At 43.2% G+C, this 14,341-nt stretch carries 14 protein-coding genes; 6 read left to right on the forward strand and 8 right to left on the reverse strand.

Going from position 1 to position 14,341, the window contains the following annotated elements; genetic code table 11:
• Positions 1-88: 88 nt before the first annotated feature.
• The 8 genes from hypA to hypF all read right to left on the reverse strand — a co-directional run bounded on the left by hypA (position 89) and on the right by hypF (position 9,266).
• On the reverse strand, positions 89-430 hold the full coding sequence (gene hypA, locus ACU696_RS18830; protein WP_004908455.1) for a hydrogenase maturation nickel metallochaperone HypA: 342 nt from the start codon (positions 428-430) through the stop codon (positions 89-91).
• Positions 423-914 (reverse strand): hydrogenase-2 assembly chaperone, encoded by a 492-nt coding sequence (hybE, locus tag ACU696_RS18835; RefSeq protein ID WP_004908451.1) that lies wholly within the window; start codon positions 912-914, stop codon positions 423-425. Before hybE ends, hypA begins: the two co-directional genes overlap by 8 nt.
• Positions 904-1,401, reverse strand: coding sequence for a HyaD/HybD family hydrogenase maturation endopeptidase (locus ACU696_RS18840; RefSeq protein WP_004908450.1), 498 nt, complete (start codon positions 1,399-1,401; stop codon positions 904-906). The genes hybE and ACU696_RS18840 overlap by 11 nt, the downstream gene beginning before the upstream one ends.
• Complete coding sequence (gene hybC / locus ACU696_RS18845; protein ID WP_109911743.1) at positions 1,401-3,104, reverse strand: hydrogenase 2 large subunit; 1,704 nt, start codon at positions 3,102-3,104, stop codon at positions 1,401-1,403. Before hybC ends, ACU696_RS18840 begins: the two co-directional genes overlap by 1 nt.
• Positions 3,101-4,288: a Ni/Fe-hydrogenase cytochrome b subunit gene (hybB, locus tag ACU696_RS18850; protein WP_109911742.1), complete on the reverse strand. Its 1,188-nt coding sequence runs from the start codon at positions 4,286-4,288 to the stop codon at positions 3,101-3,103. The genes hybC and hybB overlap by 4 nt, the downstream gene beginning before the upstream one ends.
• On the reverse strand, positions 4,272-5,258 hold the full coding sequence (gene hybA / locus ACU696_RS18855) for a hydrogenase 2 operon protein HybA (RefSeq protein ID WP_110731714.1): 987 nt from the start codon (positions 5,256-5,258) through the stop codon (positions 4,272-4,274). Before hybA ends, hybB begins: the two co-directional genes overlap by 17 nt.
• Positions 5,259-5,260: 2 nt before the next feature.
• Positions 5,261-6,379: a hydrogenase 2 small subunit gene (gene hybO, locus ACU696_RS18860; RefSeq protein WP_004908437.1), complete on the reverse strand. Its 1,119-nt coding sequence runs from the start codon at positions 6,377-6,379 to the stop codon at positions 5,261-5,263.
• Positions 6,380-6,971: 592 nt separating this feature from the next.
• Positions 6,972-9,266, reverse strand: a complete 2,295-nt coding sequence (gene hypF / locus ACU696_RS18865; RefSeq protein WP_196718184.1) for a carbamoyltransferase HypF — start codon at positions 9,264-9,266, stop codon at positions 6,972-6,974.
• Positions 9,267-9,751: 485 nt separating this feature from the next.
• On the opposite strand from hypF, the gene ACU696_RS18870 reads away from it, so the two are divergent.
• The 6 genes from ACU696_RS18870 (at position 9,752) to ACU696_RS18895 (ending at position 14,324) form a co-directional block, all read left to right on the forward strand.
• On the forward strand, positions 9,752-10,681 hold the full coding sequence (locus ACU696_RS18870) for an MBL fold metallo-hydrolase (RefSeq protein WP_209101868.1): 930 nt from the start codon (positions 9,752-9,754) through the stop codon (positions 10,679-10,681).
• Between the two features lie 354 nt (positions 10,682-11,035).
• On the forward strand, positions 11,036-11,350 hold the full coding sequence (nirD, locus tag ACU696_RS18875; protein ID WP_004908430.1) for a nitrite reductase small subunit NirD: 315 nt from the start codon (positions 11,036-11,038) through the stop codon (positions 11,348-11,350).
• Between the two features lie 2 nt (positions 11,351-11,352).
• Positions 11,353-11,661 (forward strand): recombinase-like helix-turn-helix domain-containing protein, encoded by a 309-nt coding sequence (locus ACU696_RS18880; protein WP_004908428.1) that lies wholly within the window; start codon positions 11,353-11,355, stop codon positions 11,659-11,661.
• Positions 11,662-11,718: 57 nt separating this feature from the next.
• Positions 11,719-12,759: an aromatic ring-hydroxylating oxygenase subunit alpha gene (locus ACU696_RS18885; protein WP_004908426.1), complete on the forward strand. Its 1,041-nt coding sequence runs from the start codon at positions 11,719-11,721 to the stop codon at positions 12,757-12,759.
• Positions 12,752-13,507 (forward strand): SDR family oxidoreductase, encoded by a 756-nt coding sequence (locus ACU696_RS18890; RefSeq protein WP_196723857.1) that lies wholly within the window; start codon positions 12,752-12,754, stop codon positions 13,505-13,507. The genes ACU696_RS18885 and ACU696_RS18890 overlap by 8 nt, the downstream gene beginning before the upstream one ends.
• Before the next feature lie 40 nt (positions 13,508-13,547).
• Positions 13,548-14,324, forward strand: a complete 777-nt coding sequence (locus tag ACU696_RS18895) for an IclR family transcriptional regulator (RefSeq protein ID WP_004908423.1) — start codon at positions 13,548-13,550, stop codon at positions 14,322-14,324.
• The last annotated feature ends 17 nt before the right edge of the window (positions 14,325-14,341 follow it).

The following is a 14,341-nucleotide window of genomic DNA, read 5'->3' on the forward strand; positions in this document are numbered from 1 at the left end:
GTTTCACTCCCAACCGCTAAATTGTTAAATTAGATTAATACATAATCTATTGAGCCTGGTTGATACACCTCAAAGTCAGTTCCAAAAGCTATTCCACTTCCAACTCTTTGATGCGCAAACTCTCTCCACTCTCAACTTTCAGGTTCAGCCCCTGACAGCGTGGACAAACCGATTGGTGGCTGTCTACCTCCACCGTTTCACTGCAATCCCAACACCATGCTTGTGCGGGCGAGTAAATGATGTGGAGCTGGCAGCCTTCTGCAACCGTACCACGGCAAACGACATCAAAGCTGAAGCGAAAGGCACTCTCTTCAACACAAGAGAGCGCACCAATTTCAAGCCAAACACCAGTGACTCGGCTAACTGCATTTTTTTTCGCCTGCTGCTCAATAATTTCTATCGTACTTTGGCATAACGAAATCTCATGCATCCTGCCCCCTTAAGTGACGGGTAAACAATGCCCTGCGTTCAGGTGCTTGAGGAATATTTGGGTCACTCACTGGGAGCGATAGCAATATTCGCTGGCAATCATCCACTAGGTGAATACCTTGCTCCGGTGTCATTTTCTTTTCTAATGGTGACATTAATGAGCAAGCAACATATTGAGTTAAACCGTCTAATTCACCCACGGTATACGTCATTTCACCATAGGGAAGAATTAACCCAACCTTGTCACCGACCACGCGGTGAGGCCAATATTGTTCAGGCCCCGGTAGAATAATCGCACTGAGCATCCATGGCGTGATCACCACGCCCACCCATTGCCCGTCAAACAGTGAGAATTCACTGGCATGCACTGGCATCGTTGGATGCAAAAATGACAAATCATGCATTGATTGTTCAGCAACGCGCGTAAATGCGGCCTCCACCAGAGGCCGAGGGTTAGTGTCATAACCTAAGATTTCATCCGGCATGCAAACTCTCTTCTTTTGCTATGATTTCCAAGCCTTCGCTTCGCAAAACCTCAATGACCTTTTGTAAAGCAGGCTCTAAAGCGGCCTGCCCAGTTGCTGTCAAACCAATATGCGGTTCGAGGGATTCAGGCACAACACCCACTAATGTTAGCTTCTGTGGGAATTCATCGGTTAAATGCAAAGCCGATAGCACATCTGATAAACCGAGTTGATGCGGGGAGATTTTACGCGTAAATAACGCAGGAACTTCGTCATCGCGCAAGACTAAAATCGAGCCAGCCTGCTGGCTCGATAACACGACGTCAGCAATAATTAAATGGTCTCTATCCGCCATTGGGCCAATTAGCTCCATTCCTGCCGTTCCGCCATCAAGTACTTCTACGCATTCAGGTAGATGATAGCGCTGTTCTAAAGCCTCAACGATGCGTACCCCAATACCTTCATCGCTGAGCAGTATATTGCCAACACCTAAGACTAAAATACGCATTACAGCACCTTAACCTTAGTGACTTCGCCACCTTCAGGGTCAACAATGTGCACCGCACAAGACATACAAGGGTCAAATGAGTGAATGGTTCGCACCACCTCAAGGGGTTTAGATGGGTCAGCAACGGGAGTTCCTACCAATGCTTGCTCATAAGGGCCCGGCTCATCATTGAAATTACGAGGGCCGGAGTTCCAAGTAGAAGGTACTACCGCTTGGTAATTTTCAATTTTACCGTCTTTGATAACCACCCAGTGGGATAACAAACCTCGAGGTACTTCACCAAAACCAACACCTTTAATAGTGACATTTTCTGGGAAAATTGGTTTTACAAAGGTGGTGTGATCCCCTTTTGCGATGTTGTCCACCAGCGCTTGCCATTGAATTGACAAGGTTTCATTCAATACACAGCAACGAACACTACGTCCGATAATCCGCCCCAATGTTGAATGCAGTTGATCCACACTAATACTGTTACCTGTCAATGTTTGATACAGGTTTACCACATCATTAAAGTGTTTTTCTGTCGGTTCATGTTTTGCCGCTAGTTTGCACAGTAAGTCTGCTAATGGCCCCACTTCGACGGTTTTATCATAGAAAGTCGGTGCTTTTACCCATGAATATTTACCGTCATCATCCCAACCGGTGTAATCTGGGTTCGTGGTACCTTCCCACGGTGCTTGAGGTTCATTTTCTTTGTACCATGCATGTTTGCTACTTTCTTTGATACCGTTGATCAAATACTCGTCTGTATGGCTAGTAATGGGGCGATAAGTACTAAAATCGCTGTTTTCAAGATAACCGCCCGGTAATAGGAAGCTCCCGTTTTTACCATCCATTGGCATTTCAGGCATGCACATGTAATGTTTCGCGCCTTGACCGACTTCGAGCCATTCAGGGTAGCCCGCGGCAATCACCGCTGCGTCAATCTTATACACTTGCTCAATAAAATCCCCTAAACGGTCAATAAAGGATTTCACATACATCAAACGTTCAAGGTTCAGAACCCCGACACCATCAAGGTTAATAGGGTTTGCCACACCACCAACTGCAAGGTTTTGAATATGCGGTGTTTTCCCGCCTAATAACGCCACAATACGGTTAGCATCTCGCTGACATTCAAGGGCTTGTAAATAGTGGGCCACGGCAATTAAGTTTACCTCAGGCGACAGCTTCATCGCTGGGTGCCCCCAATACCCATTAGCAAAAATACCCAATTGCCCACTGGCAACCAGTTTTTTAATTTTGTCTTGAACTCGTGTGAACTCTTCTGGGCTATTCAGTGGCCACGTCGAAACGCCTCTTAGGATTTCGGCCGCTTTATTGGGGTCTGCATTCAGCGCAGAGGTGATATCCACCCAATCTAACGCAGATAATTGATAGAAATGAACAATATGGTCTTGAATGGTATGCGCGGCTAGAATCATATTACGGATATACTGCGCATTAACAGGGACATCAATATTTAAGGCACTTTCAATGGTGCGTACCGATACAATACCGTGCACTGTAGTACAAACCCCACAGATACGCTGCATAATCATCCAAGCATCACGGGGGTCTTTCCCTTTGACTATCTCTTCCATACCGCGCCACATCGTGCCTGAAGCCCAAGCCTTGGTGACTTTTCCATCTTCAATTTCACAATCAATGCGTAAGTGACCTTCGATACGAGTGACTGGGTCTATTGTTATACGTTGGCTCATGCTTTACCTCGGGCCTCTGAATGGCTCATCGTTGTTTTTTTCAATGCTGGAATAACAGGTAATAAGCGGATCAATAAGATATAAGCGCATACCTCTATTGCCACGAAACCTATTGAAATTAAAAGTTCTTCTGTTGTTGGGAAGTAGTCGTATCCGCCTCCGGGGTTGAATGCAACGAGGGAATAGCTCATCCGCCACATGGCAGCGCCAATCAACATGCTTAAACCGCTTGCATATAACCACCGTGAATCATTTCTTAGTGATGGCATGCGGAAAATAATCAATGGGAAAACCATTAATGCGGTTTCTATCCAGAACATCATGGCGTAGAAATCGGTATTGAAGATATGGTGCAATTTATCTCGATAAATCAGCTCCCCAAAACGACAGACCAAAAACAGTACTAACAGTACCTGCAAGATACGAGTGATACGAACAAACAGTGGTCGTTCATCTGCGCCCTGCCCACGTAATGCGGCTTGGAGTAATGACCCTTCAAAAATGACAATCGAAAAGCCCATAATGAATGCGGTTAGTAATGAGAGTAATGGCAGCATTTCATAACTTTGCCAAATAGGATGAACTTTATACCCTGCCGAAATCATCAATGAACCCATTGATGATTGGTGCATCATCGGCAATAACGCTCCTAGCGCAATAATGAAAAACATCACTTTATTTAAGCGTTTTAACGAAACTTTCCAACCAAAACGTTCACACAGTGCGGGGGCAAATTCCAATGCCATCACACCAATATAAATCGTCATACAAACCGCAGTTTCAAACAGCACCGAATTGGTGTTAAAGAAACCAGGAATGTAAAAGTAAGGCAAGTTCCAGTAGCGACCTACGTCAATGGTGATGGACAACCCACCGAGAGAGTAACCAAACAAACTGGCTAATAGTGCGGGACGCACTAACGGATGATATTCACCGCGGTTAAATACATATACTGCCCAAGCCAGCGCCCAACCACCACAAGCAAAACCGGTTCCAATCAGTAAGTCAAAAGCAATCCAAATTCCCCAAGGATAGCCACCATTTAGGTCAGAAACTGAACCTAGGCCGAAGACTAAACGTTTAACTATCAAGATGACACAAATCAGCACTAAGGGCCCAAATACCATGATTGGCCAACTGACTAAACGCCCGCCTAGCGGCTGTTCTTTATGATGCGTCGTCATTTGAGTCATCTCCTTCGTGTTTGTCATTCTTGGTATTGCGATACACCAAGAAACTCAAGCCAGCCAACGCGGCCAATGGCAGTACCATGCCTTTATAAAGCGTGTGCTGCACATACTCAGAACGGGCTCCTGTGGACAACTGTTCTAACTCAGGCAGCCCAAGGTTTTGATAGGGTACACCTGAAAGAACAATAACTTGCGTGCCACCGCCTTCGAGCTCGCCATAAACATGAGCCTCATATTTCGGTACTTTAATGACATTCGGGTCATTGCTATGTAAGGTTTGTCGTGGGTAACCGTACTCATCACCCACTTTGAGTGTTAAGCGTTTTTTGGCTTCCGCGAGCAATTCTTCTCGCGTTCCGAAAATCACCGCGCCCGTTGGACAAACTTCAACACAACCGGGTAAGCCGCCTTTATCTAAACGTTCGACACCTTTTTGGTTACATAACTCGCATTTATGAATTGCGCCAAATTTGTCATCGTAGGCATATTTCGGAATATTAAAAGGACACGCCACCATGCAATAACGGCAGCCGGTACATACGCTGGCATCGTAATGAACAATGCCAGTTTTTGGGTCTTTCTTCAGGGCTTGAACAGGGCAAACCGACACACAGTTAGGGTCAACACAATGCATACATTGTTTTTTAATGTAGGCGTAACCGTCTTTTTCTTGGTCTTTATTAACGCCTGTTCCGCTACTCCAAACCTGAATAATATTGTTGGTATAAGGGGTTAGTTTGTCATTATTTGACCAAGTTTGTTCCCCGACCGGGTTACGTTCCGGATGGTTAATATCTTGGCATTTTGTCACGCATGCCTGACACCCAATACACAGGGTCGAGTCATATAGCATTCCCAAAGAATTGGGAATCGGCGGACGGTTTTCAGGCCCCGCCAAACTGGGTGAACTTCCCGCAAGTAATGCTCCCCCCGCGGAGAGTTTCAGAAAATTTCGTCTATTCACGGTTATTCTCCCCGTGAGTCAGTATCTTGTTGGCGTTTTTGACGGCCTAATTCACGTACCGCCATCACGCTGACGCCAGCCACTAACCCGACAACACCACCGATTAATCCCACAGCAGTAGATGAAATTTGGCCACCTTCACGATTATTGACATCCGGTTTATCCACCCGTGGTGTTGGGTTTTCCACGCTCGCCAACTGATGGATCGCTTTGTGAAAGCCGACATTTTCCTCATTACAGCCATAACAAGGGTGACCAATTGCCACAGGCCAGACACCGCCAACATCACAGAATTGTAATGTGGAACAGTTCCCGTAAGTTTCAGGCCCCTTACAGCCTAAATGGTATAAACACCAACCTTCACGATGACCATCATCACCGAACTCTTTTGCGAAGCGGCCCGCATCAAAATGAGGGCGACGCTCACAGTGTTCATGAATTAAACGACCGTACGCGAACATTGGACGATTTTTACTATCCAATTTTGGTGGGCGATTAAACGTAATTAAGTGCGCGACTGTCGCAAGGAAATTATGTGGATTAGGCGGGCAACCTGGAATATTGATAACTGTTTTATCTTTAATCACTTGGTTTAAACCCACAGCTCCTGTTGGGTTATCGCCTGCTGCAGCAACACCGCCCCACGAAGCGCAAGAACCAATCGCAATCACAGCTGCGGCGTGTTCAGCCACTTCACGAATATGCTCAACAATCGGCTTACCCGCTACCATGCAATAAATACCGTTATCTTTTAGTGGGATAGAACCATCGACAACTAAAACATATTTTCCTTTGTACTTTTCAATTGCGTTATGTTTGTTTTGCTCAACTTGCTCACCAAAGGCAGCAGACAACACCTCGTGGTATTCCAATGAAATGGTATCGAGAATTAAATTTTCTAACGTAGGATGAGTGGAACACAACAAAGATTCTGTACATCCCGTACACTCTTGGGCACCAATCCAAATGACCGGTGGCCGTGCTGGGTCACTAATAGATTCCGCTATTTGGGCTGCAGCCTTACCGCTTAATCCCATTGTCGCGGCCAGTGCTGTACATAACTTCATAAAATCACGGCGGTTAATGCCATGCGAAGAAATAATAGAGTTATCTCCTATCATTCTTTTTTCCTATTATTATGGGTGGCTTAGAACCTATTCATTAGGCAATTTTTGTTTATTATCTTAAGGTTATAGATACCACAAAGCCCTGTGTACAAATGAGGCACACACCTTTGGCTTGTATTTTTCTATTTAAAAAGTTAACAAAACTAAGTCTAATGAAATAAATTCTTATTTAAGTAACCTGATGCATAAATATAAAATAAGATCCTATTCCTACCGCGTCCAAATCATTTGATCTTCATCAAGAGGCAATAAGAAATTTTAATTTTTTTATATATTTGCTAGAAAAATCGATTCAGTAAACCGTATTGAAAAAAGAAAAGAAATATAAATAAATGGATTTAATTTTCAATAATGCGTTATATATCACATCATTTAAAATATAAAATTCTTTTATTTTCATTGCAATATTGAAATTCATTATTGCAACTTAATTAATTAAGCGGAATGTGTGTATTAATAATAAACAATCCATTAATATAAACATGAACATGCTAAATAAGAATCAATATCAAAAAAAACAATATAATCCATTAAATATAATAAACTGCAAAGTTATAAGTGGATATACAATCTTATAAATATAATACTATTCATCAATAATAGATTCATGTTTCAATATTGCAGAAGCGATAGCTACCTGCCCAAGTGATAGCCCCCCATCGCCCATGGGAAATTGTTTTGCATATAACACATCGAACTCAGATAGATTATTCACTAATAGCTCTCGCAATAGTTGGTTATGAATCACACCACCTGACAAAACAATTTGCTTAGTACCATATTGGTTCGCTGATTTCCTTGCAAGCTCGGCAAAACCTTGCGCTAATGCCACATGAAATGCATGCGCCCGTTGTGGTTTAGGCGCACAGTACGTCATCCATTGTTGCCAAAATGTGTGTAAATCCAATTGTTGACCAACTAACGGCATAGTGACCGGATGCGTAGTCACAGGTGACTTCATTGCAATCGCCTCAAGTTGGCAAGCGGCTTCCCCTTCCCAACTGGTTTGCGCCGTACAAATACCTAACGCTGCAGCAACCGCATCAAAAAGCCGCCCAGTGGATGAAGCCATTGGGCTATTAATTCCTTTTTCAATTGCTTTTTGTAAGCCTTGCCAAGGAAATGACATTAAATAAGCGGCACTTTCTTGCTTTTGCCACTGGGGAACAAACTGTAAACAATGAGCAAGGAAATTACGCCATGGCTGGCGAGAAGCTAATTCCCCTCCCGGTAGTGCAACTGGAGGTAACCCCCCTAGATATTGACTGGACTTATAATCCACCAGTAAGCATTCACCTCCCCATAAGCGGTCGTCATCGCCATACCCCAACCCATCGAGAGCTAACCCAATAACTTTATTACTATTTAACGGTAAGCCATGCTCGGCCATTACCGCAGCAATATGCGCATGATGATGCTGCACTTTTAGTAATGGAATTTGTAATTGCTGTGATAACGCCTCCCCATAGCGCGTACTCACATAACTAGGATGCCTATCACTGACTATCGCTGCTGGCGTGAAACGATAAATAGATTCAAATAATGCAATCGCAGACTGATATTGTTCGAAAATATCCATGTCATCAAGATCGCCAAAATGTTGGCTCATTACCGCACTTTTGTCTCGCAATAAACAAAAGGTATTTTTAAGATCCGCCCCTAAGGCCAGTATTGATGGCGAATTTTCAAACCCTTCAGGTAAGTCAACGGCATCAGGAACATAGCCCCGCGCACGGCGGAGCATTTCCGCTTTCCCATCATGATAACGCACCAATGAGTCATCTGCACGTTGGACGATATCGCGATTATGAGTGAGGTAAAAGTCAGCGATATTGGCTAAATCTGCCAGCGCAGCTTGCTCACTCAACACAGGGGGCTTTCCAGATACATTTCCTGACGTCATCACTAATGGGCGATTAACTTGTGCCATTAATAGGTGTTGCAACGGATTAGACGGCAACATGACACCGACTTCCGCTAGGTTTGGCGCAATATATTGGCTTAATACATGATTTTTCCAATTTTTGATCAATACAATCGGGGCTGCTGGGCTTTTTAATAATGCACATAGCCCATCACTAGGCGGCATATTGTGCAACTCTAACCAATTCAGTGATGGGATCATTACCGCCAGTGGCTTAGTTGGGCGACATTTACGAACGCGCAAAGCCTCTACCGTCTCATCATGACTCGCATCACAAGCAAGGTGAAAGCCCCCGATCCCTTTAATAGCAACAATTTTCCCTGCCAATAGCTGTTGAGCAGCCAAGAGTAATGCGTTCTCTTTATTTGCAATCGTTTTTCCTGATGAGTCGCATAATTTAATTTCAGGGCCACACACCGCGCACGCATTGGGTTGTGCATGAAATCGTCTATCTGCTGGGGATTGATATTCCTCTAAACAATTAGGGCACAAGGGAAAATCAGCCATTGCGGTATTGGGCCTGTCATAAGGCATATGGCGAATTATCGTGAAACGCGGGCCGCAATGCGTGCAATTTATGAATGGGTAATGAAAGCGCCTATTTGATGGAGTGAAAAGCTCTTGTTGGCATGCATCGCAAGTGGCGGCATCAGGGATCACTTGGGTATCCATTTTGCCTTCACCACTACGGCGAATAGTAAATGCGTTGGGTAATTTATCCCATTGAAAAGATTGCGGTTCAATACTTTCTATATGGGCTAACGGTGGGCAGTTTTGGTACAATAACTGGGTAAATTCAGTGATATCCGAATCAATACATAAGCGCACTAGCACCCCTTCGCCATCATTACAGACATCACCTAATAGTTTGCATTGGTGGGCTAATTGCCAAACATAAGGGCGAAACCCGACCCCCTGAACTTTCCCTTTAATGCGTAACTGTATACCACTTTTCACTGAGATATCCTCTTACCACTGTAAGGATATTTTCGCGCTAAAACATAAAAAAAGCTTCACTTGAGATCAAGAAAAGTCGTGGAAGTACAATTGACCGATTCATTTTTCAAAAACCGATTCATTAATTAGCAATACAATAATGATTGCATTAAAAAATAGAGCCTATCATTTATTCATTAAGAATTCTAAACAGTCTTAAATATAAACTTAAAATCCAATTTAACTTGAATGCGTAAACAATATAACTTTCTCTATTAAATAATATTAGAATTATAGCTAATTTGATTAATTATTTTCAGAATTATTCTCTATAAATCAACATAAATAACCTTTCTAAATCATTCACCTAGTCCATAAGAACGATAGTATCCCGTCATACATAAACGTAGACTCATTCACATATTAACAATATAGCAACATCTTGGGATAAATGAATATTATTCATAAAAAAACTCAATCTATTAATAATATAAAGAGGTGATACTTTGAAATTAAAACAACTTTTCGTTTCTCTTTCTATCGGTGCTGCGCTATTTGGTGCTAGCCATCTAGCTAGTGCAGATGAAATTATTACGCTTGGAACAAAAGGCGGTCCTTCCTTATTAAATGAAAAACGCTTGCCGCAATCTACAGCATTTATCAAGAACGATAAAATATACCTATTTGATGCGAGATACGGAGCAAGTTTGCGATTAGTTCAATCAAAAGCCCCATTAAAAAACCTTGATTCTATCTTTATTACCCACCTTCACAGTGACCATGTTGCCGATTACCCAGCCCTACTGTTAAATGCCTGGAACAGTGGTTTAAACCATAATATCGCTGTTTATGGCCCTGTTGGAACGGAAAGTATGACAAAAGGTGTTTGGGATACATTTAGTCGCGATATTGATTTACGCGTTAAAGATGAAGGTAAACCTGATTTGCGCCAAATGGTTACAGCAAAAGATATTCAAGAAGGGTCTGTACTCAAGAATGATGATGTCGAAATTAGTGCCTTATTTGTTCCACACCCACCTTTTAACTCAGGCGAAGCCCTCGCTTATAAAATACAATCTGGCGGAAAAACTATCGTTATTACTGGTGATATGATTGATAATAGCCAAATCATTGAATTTGCTAAAGATGCCGACTATTTAATCAGTGAAGTCGTCTTAGTTTCTGGGGTGGAAAATTTAGCAAATCGTATCGGCAACGGTTCAACGCTGGCAAAAGCGATTATTTCCCACCATACGACCGCAGAAGATGTCGGCAAAATAGCCCAACAAGCCAATGTAAAACACCTTGTACTTACCCACTTAGTTCCTGCAGATGACCCATCCATTACCGACGATGTGTGGATTAATGAAGTGAGAAAACAATACTCAGGTCCAGTAACGGTCAGTAAGGACTTACAACGTTTTGAGGTGAAATAGTTTATTTGAATATATCATCAATAGGATATTGCATGTAATCTCTTAATATCCTATTGATATTAACTTATATACTGAGCCTATTATCCTATAGCTTATTTTTCACTTTTCTCCATAACTCATCCCCCCAAACACCGTAAATGAGTAGTCCTATTTGAATAAATCTTTCACAAGTTTCTCATATGAAACCAAACTCCATCATAACCTCGACACACCCCACATTTTGAAACGAATATTTTACATATAGTCAACATTCGATTGACTAATAATCATCCATACAATTAATCTGGTTTTAAATAAAAAACAATGTTTCACCTATGAAACAAAATGTTACAGCACATTCAAAAGGAGAAAACCATGAGCTGGGTTGCAGTCTGCGATATCTCACAAGTTCAAGAAGAATTTCCTTTTTCCGCCAAAGTTGATAATGCCGAAATTGGGATCTTCTTAGTTGAAGACCAATATTATGCCTTAGAAGATGTTTGCCCACATGCCTACGCTCTGTTAAGCCAAGGTTTTGTTGAAGATGGCAAAGTGGAATGCCCATTACATGAAGCCGTTTTTGATATTAAAACAGGTAAATGTTTACGCGAACCCGGTGGGCGAGATCTCAAAACCTACCAAACACGCGTTCACGACAACCAAATCGAAATCAGTTTGATTGAGGAGTAGAAATGGAACCCATTCAAAATTTTAACCCGTATTTGCCGGCGAATAACCAAATCATCCCAGCGCGAGAAGGCGGTAAAGGCAGTATTCAGGCACCAGGAAGTGCACCGAATATCGTTTGGCAAACACGTTCACGTCTCCCAGATGAATATGAAAATAAACTTATTTTTGCACTGGAAACGCTATTCGCCGCAGGCACTGAATCACTTGAAGAATTAGTTAGCGCATTAAATCAACAACAATTATATGACCGACAAGGGCACCCTTGGTCTACCAGCAGTTTCCGCGAATTTCTTCTTGTCAATGGTTACTAATACATTGTCATAAAAAGAAAATAAAACAAAAACACTTTTGATAAACGGAAGCAAATGATGACAACGAATACACAACTTCAAAACTATCAAGATTACCTCGATGTCGGATTACGAGGGCAATGGTACCCCGTATTATCCAGTTGGGAAGTGAGCAGCGACCCCATCGGTATTACCCGTTTAGAAGAACAAATTGTCCTTTGGCGTGATGATAAAGGCCAAATTCACGCACTAGAAGACAGATGCCCACACCGCGGAGCCCGTTTATCAATGGGTTGGAACCTAGGTGAACGTATTGCCTGTTGGTACCACGGCGTCGAAGTCGGTGGTGATGGCGTCGTTAAAGATGTTCCAGCGGTCAGTCAATGCCCTCTTGAAGGTCAAAAATGTTTAAAAACCTATCCCGTTCAAGAAATTCATGGCGCTATCTTCCTCTATTTTGCGGTAGTTGACGGTGAAACACCTCCAGCCCTTGAGTTTCCTGAAGAGTTAGCTGATGACGAAAACCATAGCAATTTCCTCTGCACTGCATCGTGGAAATGCAATTACCAATATGCATTAGAAAACGTGATGGACCCAATGCATGGCACCTATCTCCATTCATCATCACACTCAATGGCAGAAGGTGATAAACAATCAGAAATGATCCTAGAAGCAACAAAAAATGGGTTTATTTTCCGTAAAAATGACCAAATTGGTGTCAACTTCGACTGGGTGGAATTTGCGAGTACAGGAGCAAATTGGCTACGTTTATCTATCCCATATCAAAAACGCTTCGGCCCTGGCGGGCACTTTTGGATTATCGGCATGGTCGTACCTGAAGACCGTCATCACACTCGAGTTTTCTTTTGGCGTATTCGCAAAGTGAAAGACTGGCAACGTGATTTATGGCGCTTTATGTACCGCAACCGCCTAGAAGGGCTACATTGGGATGTCCTAGAACAAGATCGCATTATTTTGGAAAACCTCACACCAAATGCACGGGATAAAGAGTTTCTTTATCAACACGATGTGGGGTTATCTCGCCTACGCCGCATTATGCAACGTGAAGCGAAGAAACAGTTTGACTTAATAAACAATAAGGAAACTGAAAATGCATGATGTCTTGTCAGGAAAACGCATCGTAATCACAGGCGCTGCAAGAGGGCTTGGCTTTAGCTTTGCACAAGCCGCTGCAGAGCAAGGCGCTCAAGTTATCTTGTGTGACATCCTCGAACAGCGATTACAAGAAAGTGTCGAGTCCTTACAACAACAAGGTTTTGAAGCCCAAGGTGTTTCTCTCGACTTAGCGGATCCTGACTCAATCACTCATGCATTCGACAGTATTGGCCAACAAGGTGCAATTGATGGGCTGATTAATAATGCGGCTCTGGCAACAGGAGTGGGTGGAAAACTGCTCGATGAATATGACTTGGCGCTATGGGATAAGGTTATGACCGTCAATGTCAGAGGAACGTGGCTAGTCACCAAAGCTGCTCTTCCTTTTTTAAAGCAGAGCTCCCGCGGGAAAATTATCAATATTGCTTCTGACACCGCACTTTGGGGAGCTCCCAAGCTGATGGCCTATGTCGCCAGTAAAGGGGCTATCATCAGTATGACACGCTCAATGGCACGTGAACTCGGAGTTCACCGTATTTGCGTCAACGCGATTGCTCCGGGACTCACAAAAGTCGAAGCGACCCAATACGTCCCAGCCGAGCGCCACCAGCTATATGAAAATGGCAGAGCATTACAAGGGGAGCAGATGCCCAAAGACGTTACAGGAACCGCTTTGTACTTGCTTTCGCCTATGGCTGATTTTGTTACAGGACAGCTAATCCCAGTTAATGGTGGCTTTATTTTTAACTAATTTCGCCATTTTGTCGGTAAAGAGGTGAGGACCGAGGACCATGAATTCAACATGTAAATATCTGGTACCCGGTTTGGAAAAAGGGCTACAGCTTCTTTTGCTACTTGCAGAACAGCACCGTGAGCTCACATTTGCCGAGATCCTTCGCTTAGTCGATATGCCCAAAGCAACGGCTTACCGTGCGATCCAAACCTTAGTGCACTTGGATTTCCTCGTCCAACACCCGCGTACTGGGGCATTTTCATTAGGCCGCAAAGTACTCAGCCTTGGTCTTGGCTATATTGCATCGCTCGATTTAACCCAGTTAGGCCAGCCCATTATCGAGCAACTCAGAGACCGAAGCCAATGTAACAGCCATTTAGTCATTCGAGATGGCCGAGACATTATTTACATCGCCAGAGTCAGTGGCGCAGAATCAAAAATTAACCATGTTAGCGTAGGCACGCGTTTATTAGCCCATCGAACCTCACTCGGTCGTATGCTACTCAGTGGGTTAACTCGCGCTGAATTCGATGCACTTTACCCAGACGATGAGCTACCCGACAACGCAGGCAGCAAGCAGGAATTTTGGCAAATGATCCAAGCTGACAAACTGCGAGGCTATGTGATTGGTGAATCATTTTATCGTCGAGGAATTTCATCCATTGTTTACCCTGTTTATAACCAAGCGAATGGCGTAGAAGCGGTGATTAGCATCATGGTGCCAATGAATAGCATCCCTGCACAAGAGTGCCGGCGATTACAAAATGAAGTGAGCTATGCAGCCCAAAAACTCACTGAATTTATAGGTGGCATGAGCCAAGCAAAAGCCGTTTAGCGTTAACCGAATATCAT

This window comes from Providencia sp. PROV_01 (genome assembly GCF_053098325.1).

Bases quoted from the DNA above. Each gene is read 5' to 3' on its own strand.
- hypA (WP_004908455.1), bottom strand. From the start codon at position 430: ATGCATGAGATTTCGTTATGCCAAAGTACGATAGAAATTATTGAGCAG.
- hybE (WP_004908451.1), bottom strand. From the start codon at position 914: ATGCCGGATGAAATCTTAGGTTATGACACTAACCCTCGGCCTCTGGTG.
- ACU696_RS18840 (WP_004908450.1), bottom strand. From the start codon at position 1,401: ATGCGTATTTTAGTCTTAGGTGTTGGCAATATACTGCTCAGCGATGAA.
- hybC (WP_109911743.1), bottom strand. From the start codon at position 3,104: ATGAGCCAACGTATAACAATAGACCCAGTCACTCGTATCGAAGGTCAC.
- hybB (WP_109911742.1), bottom strand. From the start codon at position 4,288: ATGACGACGCATCATAAAGAACAGCCGCTAGGCGGGCGTTTAGTCAGT.
- hybO (WP_004908437.1), bottom strand. From the start codon at position 6,379: ATGATAGGAGATAACTCTATTATTTCTTCGCATGGCATTAACCGCCGT.
- nirD (WP_004908430.1), top strand. From the start codon at position 11,036: ATGAGCTGGGTTGCAGTCTGCGATATCTCACAAGTTCAAGAAGAATTT.
- ACU696_RS18880 (WP_004908428.1), top strand. From the start codon at position 11,353: ATGGAACCCATTCAAAATTTTAACCCGTATTTGCCGGCGAATAACCAA.
- ACU696_RS18885 (WP_004908426.1), top strand. From the start codon at position 11,719: ATGACAACGAATACACAACTTCAAAACTATCAAGATTACCTCGATGTC.
- ACU696_RS18890 (WP_196723857.1), top strand. From the start codon at position 12,752: ATGCATGATGTCTTGTCAGGAAAACGCATCGTAATCACAGGCGCTGCA.
- ACU696_RS18895 (WP_004908423.1), top strand. From the start codon at position 13,548: ATGAATTCAACATGTAAATATCTGGTACCCGGTTTGGAAAAAGGGCTA.